This is a genomic window from Citrobacter sp. MGH103 (assembly GCF_001034475.2).
Taxonomy (GTDB): domain Bacteria; phylum Pseudomonadota; class Gammaproteobacteria; order Enterobacterales; family Enterobacteriaceae; genus Citrobacter; species Citrobacter freundii.
Genome location: NZ_CP073043.1, coordinates 3,655,467 through 3,680,019, shown reverse-complemented (window position 1 = coordinate 3,680,019; position 24,553 = coordinate 3,655,467). Strand labels below are relative to the sequence as shown.

Here is a 24,553-nt window from a genome sequence, read left to right as displayed (position 1 = left end):
TGGCACGAGTCTTAAAAGTGCCAGTCCGGGCGTGCATCACATTTTTTTAAATTTCGCTGTATACAGTAAAAATTGAAAATTAAACAATAACAATCCAGTACTGGAATGATCTGGAATCTTTACACAATGCACCGCCGATCTACTGCTACGCTTTTGAGCATTTGTAGCACAGGTTAGCGTCCGGCACGTGTCCGGGATTTCACGGCAAAGTAAGAAAACGGTGGAGCAACAAATGAGTACGTCGTTGGCTATCCTCACGATTGGCGTTGTGCCGATGTGTGAGGTGTTACCGCTCCTGACGGAATATATTGATGAACAGCACATTACTCACCACAGTCTGCTGGGGCAGATGCAGCGAGAAGATGTGATGGCTGAGTACGGAGCTTCACCCGGTGATGAGCTGTTATTAACGCTGCTTAGCGACCATCAGCTTGCACATGTCTCGCGCCTGAAGGTAGAACGCTCGCTACAAAGTATCGTGGAGGTGCTGGATAATCAGGGCTTTGACGTGATCCTGCTGATGAGTACCGCTTCAATCACCCGTCTGACCGCCCGCAATAGCATCTTGTTGGAACCCATACGCATTATTCCCCCGTTAGTGGCTTCGATTGTCGAAGGGCATCAGGTTGGGGTCATAGTACCTGTTGCTGAATTGCTCAAAGCCCAGACACAAAAGTGGCAGGTGTTACAAACGCCGCCAGTGTATGCCGTAGCGAATCCAGTAGAAGGTTCTGAACAACAGCTGATTGATGCCGGGAAATATCTCCTTGAGCAAGGCGCTGATGTTCTCATGCTGGACTGCCTGGGTTTTCATCAACGCCATCGTGATTTACTGCAAAAGTCGCTGGATGTCCCGGTTTTGCTGTCCAATGTGTTGATTGCCCGACTAGCTTCGGAATTGCTGGCGTAATTTTGCGTGACAGGTGGAACGTCAGCCCCCTATATTGGTTCCTAACTTAATCACGAGATAGGGCCAGTTGTATGCTTCAAAGTAATGAATACTTTTCCGGCAAAGTAAAATCGATTGGTTTTACCAGCAGCAGTACTGGCCGCGCCAGTGTAGGCGTGATGGCTGAAGGTGAATATACCTTTGGTACTGCGGCGCCTGAAGAGATGACGGTGGTTAGTGGCGCACTGAACGTGCTGCTGCCGGGGGAAACCGAGTGGAAAGTATATGCCGCAGGCGACGTGTTTAACGTACCGGGCAACAGTGAGTTTCATCTGCAGGTAGCAGAGCCAACATCCTATCTTTGCCGCTATTTGTAAGCGTAAAAATGACGAATGGCGATATTGTGTCGCCATTCGCTAAACAGGGCTAACGTTGCGCTTCGCCGCCTAATCCTTCCACCAGACTTTTAATCAGCGCCGCCAGTTCACCTGTCATCAGGATGAAATCGGCATCAAAACGCTGAGCATAATCTTCACGGTCGATATCTTCGTTCTGATCGCGCAGCTCGTCGCTGAACTTCAGACGCTTAATGGAGCCGTCGTCACACATAACGAACTGAATACGCTGCTGCCAGTCGAGGGCCAACTTGGTGACCAGTTTGCCCGCCTCAATATGCACGGCGATTTCGTCGCAGACCAGATCCTGCTTTTTCGCGCGGATCACACCGCCGTCTTCAAGGATCGCTTTCAGTTCAGCTTCATCCAGTAACTGGAATCCTTGTGCTGTTGTGCCGGAGCGAACCCATTCGGTCAGCGTCAGCTCAATAAGGTTTTCCATCGTCAGCGGAACGACCGGCAGCGAACCGAGGCTTTTACGCAGCAGCGCCAGCGTATCTTCCGCTTTTTTCGCGCTTGCACAGTCGACCATGATCAGATCGTTGACGGTGTCGATCCACATCATTGTCTGGCTGAAGCGGCTAAAGGCGCGCGGCAGCAATGAGTGCAGAACTTCATCTTTCAGTGAGTCTTTTTCGGTCTTCTTGAGTTTGCGACCTTGCTCAGCTTCCAGTTTGAATATTTTGGCTTCCAGCGCCTGTTTGATAACCGGCGACGGCAGAATTTTTTCTTCTTTGCGGGCGCAGATAATAATTTGGCCATTGGCGGTATGCGTTAATGCATCGCTGTGCGATCCCATCGGCGGAACCCAGCCCATTTTTGCCATATCCTGGCTACCGCAAGGGGTGAACGTCATTGATGCCAGCTGTTTTTCCATCTCTTCGGCACGCAAAGAAACATCGCGGCTAAGACGGTAAACCATTAAATTTTTGAACCACAGCATGATAATTTCCACGGCCTTGTCGTTAAATCCAGCGGGCATGATAGCGAATTGTCGCTATGCTTGCATTGTTAATCGGGAAGAGGAGCAAACAGTGCGTATAGGTATCGATTTGGGCGGTACGAAAACGGAAGTTATTGCGCTTGGCGATGCGGGCGAACAGCTTTTTCGCCATCGCCTGCCCACGCCGCGTGATGATTATCGGCAAACGATAGAAACCATCGCCATGCTGGTGGAGATGGCGGAAAACGCCACCGGGCAGACGGGAACCGTTGGAATGGGCATTCCCGGTTCAATCTCGCCCTACACCGGGGTGGTAAAGAATGCCAACTCGACCTGGCTTAACGGGCAACCTTTTGACAAAGACCTGAGTGCGCGTCTGAATCGCGAAGTGCGGTTGGCAAATGATGCCAACTGTCTGGCGGTTTCTGAAGCGGTGGATGGTGCGGCGGCGGGGGCGCAAACCGTGTTTGCGGTGATTATAGGCACCGGATGTGGCGCAGGCGTGGCGCTGAATGGTCGGGCACACACCGGCGGTAACGGTACCGCAGGGGAGTGGGGGCATAATCCGCTGCCGTGGATGGACGAAGATGAGCTGCGTTATCGGCAGGAAGTCCCTTGTTATTGCGGCAAGCAAGGCTGCATTGAAACCTTCATTTCCGGGACCGGTTTTGCCACCGACTACCAGCGCCTGAGCGGTAAGCCGCTCAAAGGCAGTGAAATTATCAGCCTTGTTAATGCGCAGGATACTCTTGCGGAGCAAGCGTTGAGCCGCTATGAGCTTCGTCTGGCGAAATCACTGGCACATGTGGTGAATATTCTCGATCCGGACGTCATTGTGCTGGGTGGCGGAATGAGCAATGTCGATCGACTGTATCAAAACGTTCCGACGTTGATGCAGCAATTTGTTTTTGGCGGCGAGTGTGAAACGCCTCTACGCCAGGCGTTGCACGGTGACTCCAGCGGCGTGCGCGGTGCGGCCTGGCTGTGGCCGCACGTATAAACGGTTGTTATGTCGCGGGTGCAACCTGTTGTTGCACGCCGCGCTTCAGGCGACCATAGAGCAGCAGCGAGGACATCGCAGAAAACGACAGCAGTGCAGCCGGCAGCGTCACGTAGTTGTAGGTAAATCCCAGCGTCAACATCATGCCACCGCAGTACGCGCCAATCGCGCTGCCGAGATTGAAGGCAATTTGCCCGCCAGCCGCGCCCAGTAGTTCTCCCCCTTTAGCATTTTGCAGCAGCAAAATTTGCAACGGCGCCGACAGAGCAAACAGACCCGCGCAGCAAATGAAAGCGAAGGTCAGCGACGCGGCTTTGATGCCGCCAAAGGCAAAAAGCAGCAGCAGAGCCAGCACAATGACGAAGTCGGTTATTACCGCAATTCGCAGCGGCGTATAACGGCCTGACAGCCTACCGCTTAGCAGATTTCCCAACACCATTCCCAATCCCACCAGCATCATGATGAAGGTCATTAGCGCCTCGGAGAAGCCGGAGATATACATCATGTACGGTTTGACGTAGCTGAACCAGGCGAAAACCCCGGCGTTCCCAAACATCGTGGCGGAAAAAATGAACCACGGGGCGGGGCTTTTCAAAAAGTGAAATTGTTCGCGCAGTTTCCCTTTTGCCTCATCGCTAATGTTGGGGATCCAAAAAGCGACCGAGACTATTACGGCGATATTAAAGACGGCTATCAGCAGAAACGTGTAGCGCCAGCTAAATTCCTGGCTCAGCCAGGTGCCGACGGGAATGCCAACCAGATTGGCAACGGTCATCCCCGAAATCATGCCCGCGACGGCGGCAGTGACTTTTCCCGGACGGGCCAGCTTCGACAGGATAATCGCGCCCACGCCGAAAAATGCGCCATGAGGGAAGCCGGAAACCAGCCTGCCCACCGCCAGCATAAAATACGAGGAAGAGAGGGTTAAGATGGCGTTGCCAATCACGCACAGGGTGACCAGAAACAGCAAAATATGTTTGAGCGAAAAGCGATTGGAAAAGATCGCAATAATGGGCGCGCCCAGCACTACGCCAAAGGCGTAAAACGAAATCATATGGCCAGCGGCAGGAATGGAAATTCCCACGTCCCGCGCCAGCTCAGTGAGGACACCCATGATGCCAAACTCGGCCATGCCCAGCCCAAATGTTCCGAGCGCTAAAGAGAAAATGACTTTTTTCATACCACCTGCCAACAAGAAAGACGCAGGATATGCGTCATAGCGACGAATGTTCGCCGCCAATAGCGATAGCTTGCGGATAAGTGAAGTGGAATGCCATTTCATATCCGTCCCTGAGTATGCAATATTGTGCTACCTAGCGTGCCGGATAGCGTTAGCGCTTATCCGGCCTGTGACACCACATCCGCTGGCCGATTACTCCACCGCAAACATTTTGTCGAGTTTGCTGTAGCCCAGACCGTTGATTTTTTTCACTTTGATCTGTACCGGAATGCGCTCTTTCATCGCTTCAACGTGGCTGATGACGCCAATGGTTTTACCGGTAGCGTTGAGCGCATCCAGCGCGTCCAGGGCGGTATCCAGCGTTTCGCTGTCCAGCGTGCCGAAACCTTCGTCGAGAAACAGGGAGTCAATCCGCGTTTTGTGGCTGACCAGATCAGATAATGCCAGCGCCAGCGCCAGACTCACGAGGAAGCTCTCGCCGCCGGAAAGCGTACGCGTATCACGTACGGCATCGGCCTGCCAGGTATCAACCACTTCCAGCTCTAACGCTTCGCTGGCCTTGCGCTGCAACAAATAGCGACCGTGCAGACGGGTTAACTGGTTGTTGGCAAGCCAGACGAGGTTATCCAGCGTCAGCCCCTGGGCAAATTTGCGGAACTTATCTCCCTCTTTCGAGCCGATCAGCGCATTCAAATACCCCCAGTCTTCGACCTGCTGCGCGACTTTTTCAATCTCCTGCATCAGCGCCTGCTGCTGCTGGCGGTTTTCAGCATCTTGTTTGAGCTGCTGGCGAATTTCGCCCTGACGAGTAGTATTATCGCGTAGCAGTTGGGTGAGCTGCGCCAGCGCGTCGTGCAGATGCTGCGCCGTCAGCGTGAGATCCACTTCTGTTGGTTGCTGCTGTTGATGAGCCGCCAGTGCCTGCTGGGCCTGATTAACCAGCGTTTGCGCCTGCTGTCGCTGGCCTTCCAGTGATTGCTTCAACTGCTCCAGGCGATTAAAGGTCTCTTCGTCCAGCAGGGCGGCAATAAAGGCGTCGCGATCGGCAAAGATGCTGGCCTTTAATACGGCATCAAACTGCGCCTGGATTTCCGCGGCGCGCTGAACGTCCTGCGCCTCCTGCTGTTGCAAGGTTTGCCACTGTCCCTGTAAAGAGAGGCAATCGTCGTGCACCTGACGCCAGTTTTCCAGCGACAAATCCTCAATGTTTTCAGAAAGCGCCTCGGTTTCAGGCAGCGTTTCCAGCAGCGGCGCAAGCTGGGCAATCCGGGCCTGTAACTCGGTCAGTTCATTCTGACGCTGTTGCCACATTCGTGCTTCGTTCGCCCGTTCGCTTAGCCATGAGGCGACGTCATCCTCAGGCGGAAGGGCCAGACCATAACGGGAAAGCTCGGCGGTTAGCGTCGCCTGGCGCTGGTCAATATGCAACTGGAGCTGGGTAATCTGCTCGGTATGCGCGGTGATTTGCGCCTGCAAGGTATGACGCAGGCTCAACTGGTGAAGCTGTTGTTCGTACTCTTCCTGAGCGGCCAGCCACGGGGCAATGTCATCCTGCGGTTGCAGCGTGACGTTGAGGCTGGCGGTAACGGTCAGCCATTCTTGAGTAAGTGCTTGCTCCTCCTGAGAAAGCGTCTGTGCTTCGCGTTCATCCCGCTGAAGTTGCTGGGTTATCGCCTCAAGCTGGCCGCGTAACGTTGAACCCTCATCGGCCAGCGTTTTGACCTCTTTTTCCAGTGCCTCACGCCGCGTCTGATTCACGCTCAGTTCGAGCGTTTGATAGCGTTCAATCGCCGGATGTGCGGTGGAGCCGCATAGCGGGCAAGGCATGCCGGATTGCAACAATGCCCGTTGGCTTTCCAGATCTTTGATGCGGGCTTCTTGCTCGCAAATGACTCTCACATCAGTAAGTTGCTGATTTTTATCTTTATAGCGCTGACGTTTTTCGGCAAGCACCGCGTTGCGCTGGGTCAACTCTTGTTGACGCTGTACAAGCGTGGCGCGTAACTGTGCCAGTTGTTTTTGCTTTGGGGTGATTTGCCCGTGTAAATTGCTCAGCCGCTGGCGTAACGGGCGAAGCTGCACATGTTGCGCTAGCGCATCCGTTACCTCCTGCGGCGAAAGGGTCAGCGCGGGAAGCGTTAGTGCATTGAGCTTACGCGTGTCGTTCTCTCGCAGCTGCTGCCATTGGCGTAGCTGGGTGCTGGCGTCGGACTGTTGAGCCAGCAGCGCTTTCCATCCTGCCAGTTCGCTACTCCATAAGCGGAAGCGATCATGCTCATTAAGCCAGTCGGTTAACGTCTGTTGTTCGGCTAGCATCAAGGTCGACTGAATTTGCGCCTGCTGACGAATACGCCCGCGCAGCGTTAAGCTGCTTTGTAAGCGAGCATTCACTTCCTGAATCTTCTGGCGCGTACGCTCGATAGTAGCCGTTTGTTCCTGAATTCGCTCCCAGTGCGGGCGTAACGCCCTGGCCGGCAGTGCCAGACTCAGTGCCGCCAACTGCGGCTGCGCGTCTTCTTGCGCCTGAAGCGCTGCCTGTAATGCCTGCTGGTGGCGGTTTATATCCGTTTGTAGCTCATTTTGCCGAATGAGCCAGTTGAGGTGCTGTTGCTGGGTTTGTTGGCTGGTAAGGTATTGTTTTTCTTCGTCAGTAAGTACCTGCAAACTTTCTGTCAGAGATTGCACCTGCTCTGGCGCTAACAGCGCCACGCCGCTGGCCTGGGCCTGCAGTTTTTCCAGCTCCGTACGCGCTGATTTGTGCTTTTCAAACACCATGGCGGAGATTTGACCGTAGATCTCAGTACCGGTTAACTCTTCGAGCAGCTCGGCGCGCTCTTTTGGTTTGGCATTGAGAAATGCGGCAAACTGGCCCTGAGAGAGCAGCATGGAACGGGTAAAACGACCGTAATCCAGCCCGGTAAGCTCGGCGGTCATCTCCAGCTTGTCTTTGACTTTATCGGCGAGGATTTTACCGTCGGCGCAGCGGGCCAGCTCTACGCGCGGGACTTGCAGGTTGCCCTCAGGCTGGTTGCGTGCCCGGTTCTGGCTCCAGAATGCGCGGTAGGCTTCGCCCCGCACCTCAAATTCCACCTCGGCCAGACACTCCGCTGTGTCGCGGGTCATCAGGTCGTTTTGCGACTGTGACACAGTATTCAGGCGCGGCGTTTCGTGGTACAGCGCAAGGCAAATTGCGTCCAGCAGGGTGGTTTTCCCCGCGCCTGTGGGCCCGGTGATGGCGAACAGCCCGTTGCTGGCAAAAGGTTCTGCCGTGAAATCGACTTTCCATTCTCCCTTCAGGGAGTTGAGGTTTTTCAGGCGCAGGCTGAGAATTTTCATGCTTCAGCCTCCCCGGCAAGCGTCTGTACGGTTGCGCTAAACAGCTGATTAAGCCGCTCGCGCTGCGGTTCTTCGAGTTCTTCCAGCGCCAGTCGGCGGTCAAAAACCTCCGCCACGCTCAGCTCGCTTAATGTTTCACGACGTTCATTGGCCATAATACGTTCGCGCTGTTCCCGACTGCGGCGCACCAATAACACCTCTACCGGTAAATCTTCGGTCAAGGCCTGGATTTTACGCTGCATATCATGCAGATAGTCATCGGTGGTAATTTCAATATCCAGCCACACAGGCGGCTCTTGCTGTACGTTGCGCCACTGCTCAAGCTGGGCGGTAATGGCGGCGAGATCGCCTTTCAGTACCGCAAGCGGCTGGGTGACCGGTACGGTGAGATTCTCGACGGCGTTGAGTTTCCCTGCTTCAAAGCTCACCAGATGCACGCATTTGCTTTTGCCGCACTCGTCAAAACTGAGCGCAATCGGCGAGCCGCAGTAGCGAATATGCTCCGTGCCACCGATAACCTGCGCCCGGTGAATATGGCCCAGCGCGATGTAGTCCGCCGGAGGGAAGTTTTGTGCAGGGAAGGCGTCCAGCGTACCGATATAAATGTCACGGACGGCGTCACTTTTACTGGCGCCGACGGTGGTCAAATGCCCGGTCGCGATGATGGGCAGATTCTGATCACCACGCAGTGTGCAGGCATCCTGATACTGCTGCTGGTAATAGTCGGTGATGGCTGACAGCAAATGCTGCTGTTTTTCTTGCCCGGTTAGCCCGGCCTGGCTGGTAATGATGTCGCGTGGACGTAAAAAAGGAACCGGGCACAGAATCGCCCCCGGCGTGCCGTCACGTTGCGGCAGAATCTGCGGCGCATGACCGGCGCTGGCAACGACCGTGGTGTTGAGAAATGCCAGAATATCGCGGGATTCATTGAGTGTGGCGACGGAGTCGTGGTTGCCTGCCAGCACCACCAGATGACAGCCGGTTTGCTGTAAATTAACGACAAAACGGTTATACAGCTCACGGGCGTAGCTTGGTGGTGAGCCGGTATCGAAAATATCACCCGCCACAATAATGGCATCCACCTGATGGGATTGTGCCGTTTCCAGCAGCCAGTCGAGAAAGGCCTGATGTTCAGCGGCGCGGCTCTTGCTGTAGAAATTTTGGCCCAGATGCCAGTCAGACGTGTGAAGGATGCGCATAAGAGTTCCATGACGATAAAACAGTGGTGGGGATTATAACCTTTCAAGGACGGTAATATCTTGTCTCCGGGCTGTCATAATTCGCCGGGCTGCGTTAAACCTGGGCTATCTTTTCATAAATCTGTCATAAAACTGACGCATAATGGCACCGTATTGATGGCAAACGATTTAATTATAAACAGGGCAAATCATGGCGAGACGTATTCTGGTCGTAGAAGATGAAGCTCCAATTCGTGAAATGGTCTGCTTCGTGCTCGAGCAAAACGGTTTTCAACCCGTAGAAGCCGAAGACTATGACAGTGCTGTGAACCAACTCAATGAACCCTGGCCGGATCTCGTCCTGCTTGACTGGATGCTTCCCGGCGGCTCGGGTCTGCAATTTATTAAACATCTCAAGCGCGAAGCCATGACGCGGGATATCCCCGTGATGATGTTGACGGCGAGAGGTGAAGAGGAAGACCGCGTCCGGGGGCTGGAAACCGGTGCGGATGATTATATTACCAAGCCGTTTTCTCCCAAGGAGCTGGTGGCGCGTATTAAAGCGGTTCTGCGTCGTATTTCACCGATGGCGGTGGAAGAGGTTATTGAGATGCAGGGGCTAAGCCTTGATCCGACCTCGCATCGCGTGATGACCGGCGAGGATCCGCTGGATATGGGGCCGACTGAATTCAAACTGTTGCACTTCTTTATGACCCACCCTGAGCGCGTCTACAGCCGGGAACAACTCCTCAATCATGTCTGGGGAACCAATGTCTACGTGGAAGACCGGACAGTGGATGTGCATATCCGCCGCTTACGTAAAGCGCTGGAGCACAGCGGACATGATCGAATGGTGCAGACAGTTCGCGGGACGGGATATCGTTTTTCGACCCGCTTCTGACTGACAAGAATCAGGGCCTGATGGATTAGGCCGTTTATGGAGTAAGACGTTTGCTAGAACGATTGTCATGGAAAAGGTTGGTACTGGAGCTGATCCTGTGCTGCATACCGGCATTTATCCTTAGCGCTTTTTTCGGTTACCTGCCCTGGTTTTTACTGGCGTCGGTAACGGGCCTGCTTATCTGGCATTTCTGGAATCTATTACGTTTGTCCTGGTGGCTATGGGTCGACAGAAGCATGACGCCGCCGCCGGGGCGAGGCAGTTGGGAACCGTTGTTATATGGGCTGCATCAAATGCAGCTGCGCAACAAAAAGCGCCGTCGAGAACTGGGTAACCTGATCAAACGTTTTCGCAGCGGGGCGGAATCACTACCCGACGCGGTGGTGTTGACCACCGAAGAAGGCGGTATCTTCTGGTGTAACGGACTGGCTCAGCAGGTTCTGGGACTGCGCTGGCCGGATGATAGCGGGCAAAATATTCTTAACCTGCTGCGATACCCGGAATTCACACAATATCTGAAAACGCGCGACTTTAGCCGGCCTATCAATCTGGTGCTCAATACCGGACGGCATCTGGAAATTCGCGTGATGCCCTACACGGATAAGCAACTGCTGATGGTGGCGCGCGACGTTACCCAGATGCACCAACTGGAAGGTTCACGGCGAAACTTTTTCGCCAACGCCAGCCATGAGCTGCGCACACCGCTGACGGTGCTGCAAGGTTATCTGGAAATGATGCAGGAGCATCCGCTGGAAGGGACAACGCGCGAAAAAGCGCTGCATACCATGCGCGAACAAACGTACCGTATGGAAGGCCTGGTGAAGCAGCTGCTGACGCTGTCAAAAATTGAAGCTGCTCCGACGTTGCAACTGAATGAGAAAGTCGATGTGCCCATGATGCTGCGCGTGATCGAGCACGAAGCGCAAACCCTGAGCCAGCATAAACATACGTTTACCTTTGATGTCGATAACAGCCTGAACGTGCGGGGCAACGAGGAGCAGTTGCGTAGCGCTATCTCGAATCTCGTGTATAACGCGGTGAACCACACACCAGCGGGAACGCACATTACCGTACGCTGGCAGCATGTGGTCTCGGGGGCGGAATTTTGTGTGGAAGACAACGGTCCAGGCATTGCCGCCGAGCATATTCCACGTTTGACCGAGCGTTTTTATCGGGTAGATAAGGCGCGATCGCGGCAAACGGGCGGTAGCGGGTTGGGCCTTGCCATCGTGAAACATGCGCTGCATCATCACGACAGCCGTTTGAATATCGAAAGCGAACCAGGCAAAGGGACGCGATTTAGTTTCGTGATCCCGGAACGTTTGATTGCCAAAAGTAACGGTTAAAGCACATTCGTAAGATTATCTTTCCAAAAGCCAGCACAAGCTGGCTTTTTCTATGCGGTCAATATATGACTCCTGAATTTTACGACGTTTGATTGTTTTTTGTTCGAACTATTACCCATACCTTTTTCCATGAAATGGTGTTTTGTGCTAACCCCATTTTTCATATCGCTATATTGTTCTGGTTTTTGGATCCCACCTTGCTTTAAAACGTTATAAGCGTTTAAATTGCGCTCCAGGTGCTGTCATACCGACTGCATTTACGCGGTAAATCGAAAAACTATTCTTCGCCGCGCCAGGTCGGGAGTGTTTCCCGCTGGAATTGAGCAAAAATGCCGCTGTATTGTCCCCCAGGGAAAGGCAAAAATTTACTATTTTCAACACCACATCCACAGGCAGTAAGACTTTATGACCCATCAGTTAAAATCGCGCGATATTATCGCTTTGGGATTTATGACATTTGCACTGTTCGTTGGTGCAGGAAACATCATCTTCCCCCCAATGGTTGGTTTGCAGGCAGGTGAACACGTCTGGACTGCGGCTTTTGGCTTTTTGATTACCGCCGTTGGCCTGCCGGTACTTACCGTTGTCGCGCTGGCGAAAGTCGGTGGTGGTGTGGACCGACTGAGCACACCTATCGGTAAAGTTGCTGGTCTGCTACTGGCGACTGTTTGCTATCTGGCCGTTGGGCCGTTATTTGCTACCCCGCGTACCGCGACGGTCTCTTTCGAAGTCGGGATTGCACCGCTGACCGGTGACTCTGCGCTGCCGCTGTTTATCTATAGCGTTATCTATTTCGCGATTGTGATTCTGGTTTCGCTGTATCCGGGCAAACTGCTGGATACGGTGGGTAATTTCCTGGCGCCGCTGAAAATCTTGGCGCTGGTTGTTCTGTCTGTCGCCGCAATCGTCTGGCCAGCAGGCCCGATCAGTAATGCGATGGAAGCCTACCAAACTGCGGCATTTTCTAATGGTTTCGTGAACGGGTATCTGACCATGGATACGCTGGGCGCGATGGTGTTTGGTATTGTTATCGTTAACGCCGCTCGTTCGCGTGGTGTTACTGAAGCACGTCTGCTGACCCGTTACACCGTTTGGGCGGGTTTAATGGCGGGTGTGGGCTTAACGCTGCTGTATCTCGCGCTGTTCCGTCTGGGTTCAGATAGCGCGATTCTGGTCGATCAGTCTGCTAACGGCGCGGCGATTCTGCATGCGTATGTTCAGCACACCTTTGGCGGTGCAGGAAGCTTCCTGCTGGCGGCGCTGATTTTCATCGCCTGTCTGGTCACCGCGGTTGGCTTGACCTGTGCGTGCGCAGAGTTCTTTGCCCAGTACGTTCCACTGTCTTATCGTACGCTGGTATTTATCCTCGGCGGCTTCTCGATGGTGGTTTCTAACCTGGGTCTGAGCCATCTGATTCAGATCTCTATTCCGGTGCTGACGGCTATCTATCCGCCATGTATCGCACTGGTTGTATTAAGCTTTACCCGCTCATGGTGGCATAATTCTTCCCGCGTCATTGCACCTGCGATGTTTATCAGCCTGATTTTTGGTATCCTTGATGGCATTAAAGCTTCTGCAATTGGCGACGTGTTACCGGCCTGGACCCAGCGTTTACCGCTGGCGGAGCAGGGGCTGGCGTGGTTGATGCCAACAGTCGTGATGGTGGTCCTGGCAGTTATCTGGGATCGCGCCGCGGGTCGACAAGTGACCTCCAGCGCACACTAATATCACTGACAATAAGTTTTAACCACGGGGCTATTAACATGGCCCCGTGGTTTTTTTATTGTGTTAACAGGTTAGGAATCGATGGAAAGTAATAACAAGCTAAAGCGTGGGCTGAGCACCCGGCACATCCGCTTTATGGCATTAGGTTCAGCAATTGGTACCGGGCTGTTCTATGGCTCGGCCGATGCCATCAAAATGGCGGGGCCAAGCGTGTTGCTGGCCTATATTATCGGCGGCGTAGCGGCGTATATTATTATGCGCGCGCTGGGCGAAATGTCTGTTCATAACCCTGCAGCCAGCTCCTTCTCGCGCTATGCGCAGGAAAACCTCGGACCGCTGGCAGGCTATATCACCGGCTGGACCTATTGTTTTGAAATCCTGATTGTCGCCATTGCCGATGTGACTGCCTTTGGTATTTACATGGGCGTCTGGTTCCCGGCCGTACCGCACTGGATTTGGGTACTCAGCGTAGTGCTGATTATCTGCGCCATCAACCTGATGAGCGTGAAGGTGTTTGGCGAGCTGGAGTTCTGGTTCTCGTTCTTCAAAGTCGCCACCATTATCATCATGATTGTCGCCGGTTTCGGTATCATCATTTGGGGGATTGGCAACGGCGGGCAACCGACCGGTATCCATAACTTATGGAGCAATGGTGGCTTCTTCAGCAACGGCTGGCTCGGCATGGTGATGTCGCTGCAAATGGTGATGTTCGCTTACGGCGGGATTGAGATTATCGGGATTACCGCAGGCGAAGCCAAAGACCCGGAAAAATCTATTCCGCGCGCTATCAATTCCGTACCAATGCGTATCCTGGTGTTTTATGTGGGGACGTTGTTCGTCATTATGTCTATCTACCCGTGGAACCAGGTGGGTACCGACGGTAGCCCGTTCGTTATGACGTTCCAGCATATGGGCATTACCTTTGCTGCCGGGATCCTCAACTTTGTGGTTCTGACTGCGTCGCTGTCGGCAATTAACTCTGACGTCTTCGGTGTGGGACGTATGCTACACGGCATGGCGGAGCAGGGCAGTGCCCCAAAAATGTTTGCCAAGACGTCGCGTCGTGGCGTGCCGTGGGTTACGGTGATGGTGATGACCATCGCGCTGCTGTTTGCGGTTTATCTTAACTACATCATGCCGGAAAACGTCTTCCTGGTGATCGCCTCTTTGGCAACGTTCGCCACGGTTTGGGTGTGGATTATGATCCTGCTGTCGCAGATTGCTTTCCGTCGTCGTCTGCCGCCAGAAGAGGTCAAAGCGCTGAAATTTAAAGTACCGGGTGGGGTAACGACGACCATTGTTGGCCTGATTTTCCTGGTCTTTATCATCGCGCTTATCGGCTATCATCCGGATACCCGCATTTCGCTGTACGTTGGCTTTGCGTGGATTGTCCTGCTGCTGGTCGGCTGGGGATTCAAGCGCCGTCGCGAGCGCCAACTGGCTGAAGCACAGTAATATTTTTGCCGGGTAGCTTTGCGTTACCCGGCAATTTTCTCCTCCCCCGAACTCCTCCCCCAATAAACGTTAAGATGATGAGTGATCCTGCACTTCGCTATGGCAAGGTGACGTCATTATCATCAAAGGGGATACGTGATGTTGAACGTCTGGCACCTTCCGGTTGCCCCATTTGTTAAGCAAAACAAAGATCAACTGACGATTACATTATGGCTGACGGGGGAAAATCCACCCCAGCGGGTGACGCTACGCGCAGAAAACGATAACGAAGAGATTTCTCTGGCTATGCACAAGCAGCGCAGCCAGCCGCAGCCGGGCGTGACCGCGTGGCGAGCGGCGATCGATCTCTCCAGCGGGCAGCCTCGTCGACGCTATAGCTTTAAATTACTTTGGCTCGATCGTCAGTTGTGGTTCACCCCACAGGGATTCAGCCGTTTTCCGCCTGCGCGTCTGGAGCAGTTTGCCGTCGATGTGCCGGATAACGGTCCGCAGTGGGTCGCTGACCAGGTCTTTTACCAAATTTTCCCGGACCGTTTTGCCCGCAGCCAGTCGCGTGAAGCGGGCCAGGATAACGTCTATTACCATCACGCGGCCGGGCACGACATCGTGCGGCGCGAATGGGACGAACCGCTTACGGCTCAGGCCGGTGGCTCCACGTTCTATGGCGGTGATTTAGACGGCATCAGCGAAAAGCTACCGTACCTGAAAACGTTAGGTGTCACGGCGCTGTACCTGAATCCTGTGTTTACCGCGCCGAGCGTGCATAAATACGATACCGAAGATTATCGTCATGTTGATCCGCAATTTGGCGGCGACACGGCGCTGCTGCGCCTGCGGCACAACACCGAACAGCAGGGCATGCGCTTGATTCTGGACGGTGTTTTTAACCATAGCGGCGATTCGCACACCTGGTTTGACCGGCATAGTAGGGGAACGGATGGGGCGTGCCATAACCCAGAATCCCCCTGGCGTGACTGGTATCATTTCTCAGTTGACGGCGTTGCGCTCGACTGGCTGGGATATTCCAGCCTGCCCAAGCTGGACTTCTCTTCGGAAAGCCTGGTAAATGAAATTTATCGCGGCGAAGACAGTATCGTCCGTCACTGGCTGAAAGCGCCGTGGAGTATGGACGGCTGGCGTCTTGATGTGGTGCACATGCTGGGAGAGGCAGGAGGCGCGCGTAACAACCTACAACACGTGGCCGGCATTACGCAGGCGGCTAAAGAAACCCAGCCAGAGGCGTATGTGGTGGGTGAACATTTTGGCGATGCGCGCCAGTGGTTGCAGGCCGACGCAGAAGATGCCGCCATGAACTATCGCGGCTTTACTTTCCCTCTCTGGGGATTCCTCGCCAATACCGATATCTCATATGATCCGCAATTCATTGACGCCCAGACCTGTATGGCGTGGATGGATAACTACCGCGCGGGGTTGTCGCATCAGCAGCAATTGCGCATGTTTAACCAGCTCGACAGCCACGATACCGCTCGCTTTAAGTCTCTGCTCGGTAAAGACGTCGCACGTTTACCGCTGGCGGTGGTGTGGCTATTTACCTGGCCTGGCGTGCCCTGTATTTACTACGGCGATGAAGTGGGGCTGGATGGCAACAACGATCCGTTTTGTCGCAAACCTTTCCCATGGCAGCCTGAAAAACAGGACGCTAACCTGCTGGCGTTGTACCAGCGGCTGGCAAAATTACGCCACCAGAGCCAGGCGCTACGCCACGGTGGTTGTCAGGTGATTTACGCCGAGGATAACGTGGTGGTGTTTGTACGGGTGCTAAACCGCCAGCGCGTGTTAGTGGCGATTAACCGTGGTCAGGCTTGTGAAGTGGTCCTGCCAGCCTCGCCATTACTGAGCGTGAGTCATTGGCAGCACAAAGAAGGCAAAGGTGTGCTTGCCGACGATATCCTGACGTTGCCGGCGATTTCCGCCTCGGTATGGTCAGGTCATTGATATAAGTGCGCAATCGCCGGGCTTGCCAGCAGCGCGTCTCGCCACCAGCGCTGCGCCAGCCCATCACGGTTATTACGCCATGCCATATAGGCCACGTCTTTTTGGCGAAATGAGATAACCGTTTTTTCCACCAGCTCGCCCGTAGCAAGCCACGGGCTGGCAATATGGCGGGGGAGAAATCCGCAGCCCATGCCGGCTCGCAGTAGCATCACTTTACTGTGGAAGTCATCGACACGGATCTGCGCCTGCTCCTCCATCAGATTAGTTTGTAACGGATGGCAGAAGCGGGCGCTGTCGCTGATAATAATCGCCCGATGCAGGCACAACTGCTCGTTGGTCAGGCCATCAGGTGCTGCGGCCAGCGGATGCTCAGGCGCAACGACAAACACATTGTCCAATGTACCGAGCATTTTGTAGGACCAGGCCGCTGACGTTGGTGGTTCATTAATCGCCCCCAGAATAATATCTGCTCCATTATGGGTCAGTTCTTCCCAGGAACCCGCCAGCGTATGATGGGTAAAACTGAGGCGGGTTTGCTTATTCAGCGCGTGAAATTCATCGATAATGGGTAACAGCGAGGCGAAAGGAAAGGAGTCGTCCAGCGCAATCGCCAGCTCTTTTTCCCAGCCTGAACTCAGCTGTACCGCCTGTTTTTCGAGATCTTTTGCCGCACTTAGCAATAAACGTCCCTTTTCCAGCATCATCTGTCCGGTGTCGGTAAATTTAGCCCGGTGTCCGGAACGGTCAAGCAACTCGATATTCAGGTCGCTTTCCAGCTTTTGAATCATATAGCTGAGTGCCGCAGGCGTTTTAAACAGCGATTCGGCCGCCGCGGCAAATGAACCCTGTTTGTCGAGTGCGTCGAGAATAAGCAAAACATCCAGATTAATGCGCATAAGCAGAAAAGATCCTGAAAATTAAACTCTTCTGTTGTACCGAATGAAGAAAAACAATGCCAGTGAATAAATTAGATGAATCATGCGCATTTTTTTGATGTTGTTTAGGATATATCTCAACACAGAATTAATAGTTTCACAGGATGGTAAGTTTTCTTTAATAACTCGTTAGAAATTTCCCGCTATACTCAACAAGCTTTCTGATTCAGGATCCTGCTGCTGACGGCAGATACAGACCGTTGCCTTTTAACTTATTGATTAAGAAGGTGTGATATGTCTATTCGGGAACTGATTGACCCTCAAAACTCTACGCTTATTTTTATTGATCATCAGCCGCAAATGTCATTTGGTGTAGCGAATATCGATCGCCAGACTTTAAAAAATAATACCGTGGCATTAGCGAAAGCCGGGAAAATATTCAATGTTCCGGTGATTTATACTTCTGTTGAAACGAAAAGTTTTAGCGGATATATCTGGCCAGAATTGTTAGCGGTTCATCCTGATGTAAAACCCATTGAACGCACCTCGATGAACTCCTGGGAAGATGCGGCGTTTGTGAATGCCGTGGAAGCGACTGGGCGTAAAAAACTGATTATCTCCGCGCTGTGGACCGAAGTATGCCTGACTTTCCCGGCACTGATGGCGCTGGAAGCGGGTTACGAAGTATATGTGGTGACCGACACTTCCGGCGGCACGTCCGTGGATGCCCATGAGCGTTCTATCGACCGCATGGTACAGGCAGGTGCCGTACCTGTAACCTGGCAACAGGTTCTTCTCGAGTACCAGCGCGACTGGTCTCGCAAAGAAACCTACGACGCCGTCATGGATCTGGTACGTGAGCACAGCGGTGCCTACGGTATGGGCGTGGATTATGCCTATACCATGGTGCATGGCGCGCCAGAACGTAAAGCCTAAATACACGCCATCCTTCATGCTGCATCTTTGTTGGCTTCGCTTGCGTACCCCGGTCACTTACTTATGTAAGCTCCCGGGGAACCACAACCTCGATGCACCATGAATGGTTTTGTGTATTGCTTTCCTGGCCTAAGCGGCCTGTTTCCTCTCAACAAGGAACCCTTCATGGCGCAGAACAAACATGTGACGTTGGTGATTACCCACACCCTGCTGCCTGAGCAGGCGCAGCGGTATGAGCAGTGGCTGGGGAAAATCATGCCGGTAGCGGCCGAGTTTCCCGGTCATCTCGGAGCGAACGTGATTCGCCCTGCGGATGGCGACAACCTGTGGAATATCATCATTCGCTTCGACACGCTTGAGCATCTGTATAACTGGACCCAGTCTGATACACGCCGCGTGTTGGTGGAAGAGATCGTCCCACTGCTGGCGGAAGGTGATAAAACCGAAATTCGTACCGAAGCGGCATTCTGGTTTACGCCGCCAGCGCCCCATGTACGCCAGCCCAAACGCTGGAAACAGTTTCTGATAACCCTGCTGGTGATATTTCCTAGCACCAATCTGGTGCCGTGGTTGACCGGCATTGTGCTGCCTGCAATGAAGGGCTCGTTACTCCTGCATCTCATCAATGATGCCTGTGTGGTTGCGCTGGTGGTCTGGTTCTGGATGCCCATCGTAACCCGTCTGTTTGCCGGATGGCTGAAAAAAGCCTGACCGGTATCTCAGGAGATTGTTATGTCTCAAACTGCCACACTGATTCTGACTCACGGAAAAATTCATACTCTCGATAGGCAACGCCCGCAGGTCGAGGCGGTGGCGATTGCCAACGGAAAGATCCTGGCGACCGGTAGCCACGAGCGGGTAATGAGCTTTGCTGCCGAAGGGACGCAGGTTGTCGATCTGCAAGGACATACGGTGATCCCGGGCCTGAACGATTCGCACCTGCACCTTATTCGTGGTGGACTGAATTACAACCTGGAATTACGTTGGGAAGGCGTGCCGTCGCTGGCGGACGCCCTACGTATGCTCAAAGACCAGGCGGACAGAACGCCGTCGCCGCAATGGGTACGCGTGGTGGGCGGCTGGAGCGAATTCCAGTTTGCCGAACGTCGCATGCCAACCCTGGAAGAACTGAATGAAGCTGCTCCGGATACCCCGGTTTTTGTTCTGCATCTCTATGACCGGGCTTTGCTGAACCGCGCTGCGCTGAAAGCCGTCGGCTACACCAAAGCGACGCCGGATCCGGCGGGCGGTGAGATTGTGCGTGATAGCAACGGCAACCCGACCGGGATGTTGATCGCTAAACCAAACGCCATGATCCTTTATTCGACGCTGGCAAAAGGACCAAAACTGCCGCTGGAAATGCAGGTTAACTCGACCCGCCAGTTTATGCGTGAACTGAACCGCCTGGGGCTGACCAGCGCCATCGATGCGGGCGGCGGCTTCCAGAACTATCCGGAAGATTACGAGATCATTGAGCAGTTACACGCCAACAAGCAGATGACGGTGCGTATTGCCTATAACCTGTTTACCCAGCGTCCAAAACAGGAACTGGAAGACTTTGAACGTTGGACCGATATGCTCAAACCGGGGCAGGGGACCGACTTCTACCGCGCCAATGGGGCCGGGGAAATGCTGGTTTTTTCGGCAGCGGATTTTGAAGATTTTCTCCAGCCGCGCCCAGACTTGCCGGAGGGTATGGAAGATGAGCTGGAGCGCGTGGTGCGACACCTGGTGGAGCACCGCTGGCCGTTCCGCCTGCACGCCACCTACGATGAATCTATCAGCCGCATGTTGGACGTGTTTGAGAAGGTGAATCGTGATATCCCGTTCAATGGCCTGCACTGGTTCTTCGATCATGCCGAAACCATTACTGAACGGAATATCGAGCGCGTTAAAGCGCTGGGCGGCGGGATTGCTGTTCAGCACCGAATGGCGTTCCAGGGCGAATATTTTGTCGATCGTTATGGCAAAGATGCGGTCAAACACACGCCGCCTGTGGCGAAAATGCTGGCGGCTGAAGTTCCGGTAGGGCTGGGGACTGACGCCACCCGTGTGGCTAGCTACAACCCGTGGACCGCGCTCTATTGGCTGGTTTCGGGCCGCACCGTTGGCGGTATGGCGATGTACGATGATAACAACCGCTTGCCGCGCGACGTGGCGCTGGAACTGTGGACCGCTGGCAGCGCCTGGTTCTCCAGCGAGCAGGGTAAGAAAGGGCGAATCGAGAAAGATCAACTGGCCGACCTGGTGGTGCTGTCTAAAGATTACTTCAACGTGGCGGAAGAAGAGATCAAAGGCATTGAGTCAGTGATGACCATTGTCGATGGCAAAGTCGTGTATGCGGCAGGGCATTTCACCCCGCTGGCACCACCAGCCATCCCGGTTGTGCCGGACTGGTCGCCGGTGGTGAAGGTGCCGGGGCACTATCGCTCAGCGCCGCCTGCTGCGGCAAAAATTGGCGCAATGGTGCAGATGCATCAGTGCTGTGGTAGCTGTGGCGTACACGGTCATCAGCATGATATTGCGCGTCAATCAGGCATTCCGGTGTCAGATGACCGGGCTTTCTGGGGGGCGCTTGGCTGTTCCTGCTTCGCGTTTTAATTGTGGTTTGGATAAGCGTATTGTCGCGGGTGATACTTACAGAGAGTGACGCAATCGCCTACCTGACCTACGAACAATAAAAAAGGCCCGCACTAGCGGGCCTTTTGTCGATTCATGCCAATTACAGGCTGGAAACGTTCTCGGTCAGGTATTTTGCTACGCCGTCCGGAGACGCGTTCATACCTTCTTTACCCTTTTCCCACTGTGCCGGGCATACGTCGCCGTGCTCTTCGTGGAACTGCAGCGCGTCAACCATGCGCAGCATTTCGTCGATGTTACGACCCAGCGGCAGATCGTTAACCACCTGGTGGCGAACAACGCCGTTAGCGTCGATCAGGAAAGAACCGCGCAGAGCAACGCCAGCTTCCGGGTGCTCGATGCCGTAGGCTTTCTGGATTTCGCGTTTAATGTCAGCAACCATTGCGTATTTCACTGCACCGATGCCGCCTTTGTCGACAGGGGTGTTACGCCATGCGTTGTGGACAAATTCAGAGTCGAAGGAAACGCCAACAACTTCAACGCCGCGCTTCTGGAATTCTTCGTAACGTTTGTCGAATGCGATCAGTTCAGACGGGCAAACGAAGGTGAAGTCCATCGGCCAGAAGAACAGAACGGTAGTTTTACCGTTGGTATGCTGTTTGAAGTTGAAGTTTTCAACGATCTCACCGCTACCCAGTACCGCAGCTGCTGTGAAATCCGGAGCCTGACGAGTTACCAGTACCATATAATTCTCCTGCAATGTTAAGGGGTTTTTGGAACGCAACGCGGGCCAGTATAGAGAGTGTTCGTGAATAAGACAAAGAGGCGCTGGCAATCAATGAGACAGGTTTTGTCTATCAATCTTTTGCCGGATGACGGCTACGGCTTATCCGGCGGGGAATGCGGGTTGCAATCAAAGGGTTTTACGCCGCGCCTGGTCCATCATTTGCGGATAAAACTGCCAGAATCGTTCTTCTAACGCATCGTAATGCGTATTGAGGTCATACCATGAGTCGCGTAGGGCATCGAGCCGTGGACGGCGGCTGGCCATGCCGTTCAGGACGTTCTGGATAAAATCCATGTCCCGGTAGCGCTCAAGCCATTTCTCTGACCATATATAGTTATTCAGATTGATAAAGCGTGGCGGCGATTCCGGCAAAATAGTGGTTACCTGGGTACGGGCATAGCGCACAAAGTCCGTCAGCGGTAAGTCAGGGGAGATCTCCGACCAGTGGCGCGACAGAAAATGATCCCACATGACATCCAGCGTAATCGGCGCGACGCGGCGCGTTTCGCTACGAAACCATTCTTTGGCTTCACGCACCTGCGGCAGGTTATCTGTCATCACGTCGATACGACGATGCATGAAGATGCCTTCTACCACATCAGGCGAGTAGTGCGTTTCCGGATTACCCCGGACAAAATCGGCCAGCAGATTGCCGGAAAGCGAACTGTCGGCAAGGTGAGCGAGATGCAAATGTGCAAGAAAATTCATAGTTAAATGTTTATCCAGAGGGGTAAAGGTTGCAGGGAGAACGCCCCGGCACTAGACTACCCGCCTCTTATTTTAGTCTGAGTCAGTGTCATGCGCGTTACCGATTTCACCTTTGAACTACCCGAATCCCTGATTGCCCACTATCCGCAAGCTGAGCGCAGTAGCTGTCGCTTGCTGTCTTTGGACGGGCCGACGGGCGCGCTGACGCACGGTACTTTCACCGATTTGCTCGATAAGCTCAACCCTGGCGATTTGCTGGTCTTTAACAACACCCGCGTCATTCCTGCGCGTCTGTTTGGTCGTAAAGCCAGCGGCGGTAAAATTGAAGTGCTGGTCGAGCGTATGCTGGATGACAAACGTATTCTGGCGCATATTCGTGCCTCGAAAGCGCCGAAACCGGGCGCCGAGCTGCTGCTGGGCGATGACGAAAGCATTAAAGCAACGATGGTGGCGCGCCATGACGCGCTGTTTGAAGTTGAGTTTAACGACGAACGCAGCGTGCTGGATATCCTCAACGCGATTGGCCATATGCCGTTGCCGCCGTATATCGACCGTCCGGATGAAGACGCCGACCGCGAGCTGTACCAGACCGTGTACAGCGAAAAACCGGGTGCCGTCGCTGCGCCGACCGCGGGTCTGCATTTTGACGATCCGCTGCTGGCTAAACTGCGCGATAAAGGCATTGAAATGGCGTTCGTCACCCTGCACGTTGGAGCGGGTACTTTCCAGCCGGTGCGCGTAGACACTATTGAAGACCACATTATGCACTCCGAATATGCGGAAGTGCCGCAGGATGTGGTGGATGCGGTGCTGGCGGCGAAAGCGCGCGGTAACCGCGTGATTGCGGTGGGCACCACCTCCGTACGTTCACTGGAAAGTGCGGCGCAGGCGGCCAAAAACGATCTAATCGAGCCGTTCTTCGGCGATACACAAATCTTTATTTATCCAGGCTATAAATATCAGGTGATTGATGCTCTGGTCACCAACTTCCACCTGCCGGAATCGACATTGATTATGCTGGTTTCCGCATTTGCTGGTTATAAAAACACCATGCACGCCTATCATGAAGCGGTAAAAGCGGAATATCGCTTTTTTAGTTACGGGGATGCGATGTTTATCACGTACAATCCGCAGGCTATTTCTGAGCGTGTCGGGGAATAAGTTTCCGGCATGAGTGTTTAAAACGTCGGACTGTTTTTCTGACGCAGGAGTGAAGATGAAATTTGAACTGGATACCACAGACGGTCGCGCTCGCCGCGGCCGCCTGGTTTTTGATCGTGGCGTAGTAGAAACGCCTGCTTTTATGCCGGTCGGTACTTACGGCACAGTAAAAGGCATGACGCCGGAAGAAGTTGAAGCGACCGGCGCACAGATCATCCTCGGCAACACTTTCCACCTGTGGCTGCGCCCGGGGCAGGAAATCATGAAACTGCACGGCGATCTGCACGATTTTATGCAGTGGAAAGGGCCGATCCTCACCGATTCCGGCGGCTTCCAGGTGTTCAGCCTGGGCGATATCCGGAAGATAACCGAACAAGGCGTGCATTTCCGTAACCCGATCAACGGCGATCCGATTTTCCTCGATCCCGAGAAGTCGATGGAGATTCAATACGATCTCGGTTCCGATATCGTGATGATCTTCGACGAATGTACACCGTATCCGGCCGACTGGGACTATGCTAAACGCTCGATGGAGATGTCTCTGCGTTGGGCGAAGCGCAGCCGTGACCGTTTTGATAGCCTCGGCAACAAAAATGCGCTTTTTGGCATCATTCAGGGCAGTGTTTACGAAGATTTACGTGATATCTCCGTCAAAGGTCTGGTAGATATCGGCTTTGATGGCTACGCTGTCGGCGGTTTGGCTGTCGGTGAGCCGAAGGAAGATATGCACCGCATTCTGGAACATGTTTGCCCGCAGATTCCGGCAGATAAACCGCGTTACCTGATGGGCGTCGGTAAACCAGAAGATCTGGTTGAAGGCGTGCGTCGCGGTATCGATATGTTTGACTGTGTGATGCCAACGCGAAATGCCCGTAATGGTCATTTGTTTGTGACTGACGGCGTGGTAAAAATTCGTAACGCGAAACATAAAAGCGACACCAGTCCGCTCGATGCTGAGTGTGATTGCTACACCTGTCGCAATTATTCGCGCGCTTACTTGCATCATCTCGACCGTTGCAACGAAATATTGGGCGCGCGTCTCAACACGATTCATAACCTTCGCTACTACCAGCGTTTGATGGCGGGTTTACGCAAGGCTATTGAAGAGGGTAAATTAGAGAGCTTCGTGACCGATTTTTACCAACGTCAGGGTAGACCAGTTCCACCTGTGAACGTTGATTAATTTTAATAATGAGGGAATT

General features: G+C 53.7%; 20 protein-coding genes. 13 read left to right on the top strand and 7 right to left on the bottom strand.

Annotated features, from left to right (window positions below; translation table 11 throughout):
• Nucleotides 1-232 precede the first annotated feature (232 nt).
• Both SK33_RS17810 and ppnP read left to right on the top strand, forming a co-directional pair.
• Nucleotides 233-910 (top strand): AroM family protein, encoded by a 678-nt coding sequence (locus tag SK33_RS17810; protein WP_003021474.1) that lies wholly within the window; start codon nt 233-235, stop codon nt 908-910.
• A 71-nt stretch (nt 911-981) separates the two neighbouring features.
• On the top strand, nt 982-1,266 hold the full coding sequence (ppnP, locus tag SK33_RS17805; RefSeq protein WP_003021477.1) for a pyrimidine/purine nucleoside phosphorylase: 285 nt from the start codon (nt 982-984) through the stop codon (nt 1,264-1,266).
• Nucleotides 1,267-1,315: 49 nt separating this feature from the next.
• Here the strand turns inward: ppnP and rdgC are convergent, their stop codons facing one another.
• Complete coding sequence (gene rdgC / locus SK33_RS17800) at nt 1,316-2,227, bottom strand: recombination-associated protein RdgC (protein WP_048219512.1); 912 nt, start codon at nt 2,225-2,227, stop codon at nt 1,316-1,318.
• Nucleotides 2,228-2,318: 91 nt separating this feature from the next.
• Between rdgC and mak the strand changes: the two genes are divergently transcribed.
• Nucleotides 2,319-3,227 carry a fructokinase gene (gene mak, locus SK33_RS17795; protein WP_044712870.1) on the top strand — a complete coding sequence of 303 codons (909 nt, stop codon included), beginning with the start codon at nt 2,319-2,321 and terminating at the stop codon, nt 3,225-3,227.
• Nucleotides 3,228-3,234: 7 nt separating this feature from the next.
• Here mak and araJ read toward each other — a convergent pair whose 3' ends face one another.
• From araJ to sbcD, 3 genes are all read right to left on the bottom strand, one after another.
• On the bottom strand, nt 3,235-4,407 hold the full coding sequence (gene araJ, locus SK33_RS17790; protein ID WP_048219967.1) for an MFS transporter AraJ: 1,173 nt from the start codon (nt 4,405-4,407) through the stop codon (nt 3,235-3,237).
• A 192-nt stretch (nt 4,408-4,599) separates the two neighbouring features.
• Complete coding sequence (sbcC, locus tag SK33_RS17785; protein WP_048219510.1) at nt 4,600-7,743, bottom strand: exonuclease subunit SbcC; 3,144 nt, start codon at nt 7,741-7,743, stop codon at nt 4,600-4,602.
• Nucleotides 7,740-8,942 carry an exonuclease subunit SbcD gene (sbcD, locus tag SK33_RS17780; RefSeq protein WP_048219508.1) on the bottom strand — a complete coding sequence of 401 codons (1,203 nt, stop codon included), beginning with the start codon at nt 8,940-8,942 and terminating at the stop codon, nt 7,740-7,742. The genes sbcC and sbcD overlap by 4 nt, the downstream gene beginning before the upstream one ends.
• A 190-nt stretch (nt 8,943-9,132) precedes the next feature.
• On the opposite strand from sbcD, the gene phoB reads away from it, so the two are divergent.
• The 5 genes from phoB to malZ all read left to right on the top strand — a co-directional run bounded on the left by phoB (nt 9,133) and on the right by malZ (nt 16,304).
• Nucleotides 9,133-9,822 carry a phosphate response regulator transcription factor PhoB gene (phoB, locus tag SK33_RS17775; RefSeq protein WP_003021496.1) on the top strand — a complete coding sequence of 230 codons (690 nt, stop codon included), beginning with the start codon at nt 9,133-9,135 and terminating at the stop codon, nt 9,820-9,822.
• A 50-nt stretch (nt 9,823-9,872) separates the two neighbouring features.
• Nucleotides 9,873-11,168 (top strand): phosphate regulon sensor histidine kinase PhoR, encoded by a 1,296-nt coding sequence (gene phoR, locus SK33_RS17770; protein WP_003021498.1) that lies wholly within the window; start codon nt 9,873-9,875, stop codon nt 11,166-11,168.
• Nucleotides 11,169-11,573: 405 nt separating this feature from the next.
• Entirely contained in the window at nt 11,574-12,893 is a 1,320-nt protein-coding gene (gene brnQ, locus SK33_RS17765; protein WP_003021501.1) for a branched-chain amino acid transporter carrier protein BrnQ, read from the top strand.
• A gap of 81 nt (nt 12,894-12,974) precedes the next feature.
• A complete protein-coding gene (gene proY, locus SK33_RS17760) occupies nt 12,975-14,348 on the top strand; it encodes a proline-specific permease ProY (RefSeq protein ID WP_032948680.1) in 1,374 nt (457 codons plus the stop codon).
• Nucleotides 14,349-14,486: 138 nt separating this feature from the next.
• Nucleotides 14,487-16,304, top strand: a complete 1,818-nt coding sequence (malZ, locus tag SK33_RS17755; protein ID WP_048219506.1) for a maltodextrin glucosidase — start codon at nt 14,487-14,489, stop codon at nt 16,302-16,304.
• Here the strand turns inward: malZ and SK33_RS17750 are convergent.
• Nucleotides 16,298-17,200, bottom strand: a complete 903-nt coding sequence (locus SK33_RS17750) for a LysR family transcriptional regulator (RefSeq protein ID WP_003021510.1) — start codon at nt 17,198-17,200, stop codon at nt 16,298-16,300. The two genes, malZ and SK33_RS17750, sit on opposite strands and share 7 nt — an antisense overlap.
• A 273-nt stretch (nt 17,201-17,473) precedes the next feature.
• Here SK33_RS17750 and SK33_RS17745 point away from each other — a divergent pair, with 273 nt between their 5' ends.
• The 3 genes from SK33_RS17745 (at nt 17,474) to SK33_RS17735 (ending at nt 20,716) form a co-directional block, all read left to right on the top strand.
• Nucleotides 17,474-18,115 (top strand): hydrolase, encoded by a 642-nt coding sequence (locus tag SK33_RS17745; protein WP_048219504.1) that lies wholly within the window; start codon nt 17,474-17,476, stop codon nt 18,113-18,115.
• A gap of 165 nt (nt 18,116-18,280) precedes the next feature.
• Nucleotides 18,281-18,826, top strand: a complete 546-nt coding sequence (locus tag SK33_RS17740; protein ID WP_003021516.1) for an antibiotic biosynthesis monooxygenase — start codon at nt 18,281-18,283, stop codon at nt 18,824-18,826.
• Nucleotides 18,827-18,847: 21 nt separating this feature from the next.
• Nucleotides 18,848-20,716 (top strand): amidohydrolase, encoded by a 1,869-nt coding sequence (locus tag SK33_RS17735; RefSeq protein WP_003021520.1) that lies wholly within the window; start codon nt 18,848-18,850, stop codon nt 20,714-20,716.
• A 121-nt stretch (nt 20,717-20,837) separates the two neighbouring features.
• On the opposite strand, the gene SK33_RS17730 is transcribed toward SK33_RS17735, so the two are convergent.
• Together SK33_RS17730 and acpH are read right to left on the bottom strand one after the other, a co-directional pair.
• Complete coding sequence (locus SK33_RS17730) at nt 20,838-21,440, bottom strand: peroxiredoxin (protein WP_003021524.1); 603 nt, start codon at nt 21,438-21,440, stop codon at nt 20,838-20,840.
• A 168-nt stretch (nt 21,441-21,608) separates the two neighbouring features.
• Complete coding sequence (gene acpH / locus SK33_RS17725) at nt 21,609-22,190, bottom strand: ACP phosphodiesterase (protein WP_003021527.1); 582 nt, start codon at nt 22,188-22,190, stop codon at nt 21,609-21,611.
• 90 nt (nt 22,191-22,280) lie between these two features.
• Here acpH and queA point away from each other — a divergent pair, with 90 nt between their 5' ends.
• Entirely contained in the window at nt 22,281-23,351 is a 1,071-nt protein-coding gene (gene queA, locus SK33_RS17720) for a tRNA preQ1(34) S-adenosylmethionine ribosyltransferase-isomerase QueA (protein WP_003021529.1), read from the top strand.
• Between the two features lie 55 nt (nt 23,352-23,406).
• A complete protein-coding gene (gene tgt, locus SK33_RS17715) occupies nt 23,407-24,534 on the top strand; it encodes a tRNA guanosine(34) transglycosylase Tgt (protein ID WP_003021535.1) in 1,128 nt (375 codons plus the stop codon).
• The last annotated feature ends 19 nt before the right edge of the window (nt 24,535-24,553 follow it).

What these genes read in the sequence shown, in the direction of transcription:
- SK33_RS17810 (WP_003021474.1), top strand. Translation starts at nt 233, where the DNA reads ATGAGTACGTCGTTGGCTATCCTCACGATTGGCGTTGTGCCGATGTGT.
- ppnP (WP_003021477.1), top strand. Translation starts at nt 982, where the DNA reads ATGCTTCAAAGTAATGAATACTTTTCCGGCAAAGTAAAATCGATTGGT.
- rdgC (WP_048219512.1), bottom strand. Translation starts at nt 2,227, where the DNA reads ATGCTGTGGTTCAAAAATTTAATGGTTTACCGTCTTAGCCGCGATGTT.
- araJ (WP_048219967.1), bottom strand. Translation starts at nt 4,407, where the DNA reads ATGAAAAAAGTCATTTTCTCTTTAGCGCTCGGAACATTTGGGCTGGGC.
- sbcC (WP_048219510.1), bottom strand. Translation starts at nt 7,743, where the DNA reads ATGAAAATTCTCAGCCTGCGCCTGAAAAACCTCAACTCCCTGAAGGGA.
- sbcD (WP_048219508.1), bottom strand. Translation starts at nt 8,942, where the DNA reads ATGCGCATCCTTCACACGTCTGACTGGCATCTGGGCCAAAATTTCTAC.
- phoB (WP_003021496.1), top strand. Translation starts at nt 9,133, where the DNA reads ATGGCGAGACGTATTCTGGTCGTAGAAGATGAAGCTCCAATTCGTGAA.
- brnQ (WP_003021501.1), top strand. Translation starts at nt 11,574, where the DNA reads ATGACCCATCAGTTAAAATCGCGCGATATTATCGCTTTGGGATTTATG.
- proY (WP_032948680.1), top strand. Translation starts at nt 12,975, where the DNA reads ATGGAAAGTAATAACAAGCTAAAGCGTGGGCTGAGCACCCGGCACATC.
- malZ (WP_048219506.1), top strand. Translation starts at nt 14,487, where the DNA reads ATGTTGAACGTCTGGCACCTTCCGGTTGCCCCATTTGTTAAGCAAAAC.
- SK33_RS17750 (WP_003021510.1), bottom strand. Translation starts at nt 17,200, where the DNA reads ATGCGCATTAATCTGGATGTTTTGCTTATTCTCGACGCACTCGACAAA.
- SK33_RS17745 (WP_048219504.1), top strand. Translation starts at nt 17,474, where the DNA reads ATGTCTATTCGGGAACTGATTGACCCTCAAAACTCTACGCTTATTTTT.
- SK33_RS17740 (WP_003021516.1), top strand. Translation starts at nt 18,281, where the DNA reads ATGGCGCAGAACAAACATGTGACGTTGGTGATTACCCACACCCTGCTG.
- SK33_RS17735 (WP_003021520.1), top strand. Translation starts at nt 18,848, where the DNA reads ATGTCTCAAACTGCCACACTGATTCTGACTCACGGAAAAATTCATACT.
- SK33_RS17730 (WP_003021524.1), bottom strand. Translation starts at nt 21,440, where the DNA reads ATGGTACTGGTAACTCGTCAGGCTCCGGATTTCACAGCAGCTGCGGTA.
- acpH (WP_003021527.1), bottom strand. Translation starts at nt 22,190, where the DNA reads ATGAATTTTCTTGCACATTTGCATCTCGCTCACCTTGCCGACAGTTCG.
- queA (WP_003021529.1), top strand. Translation starts at nt 22,281, where the DNA reads ATGCGCGTTACCGATTTCACCTTTGAACTACCCGAATCCCTGATTGCC.
- tgt (WP_003021535.1), top strand. Translation starts at nt 23,407, where the DNA reads ATGAAATTTGAACTGGATACCACAGACGGTCGCGCTCGCCGCGGCCGC.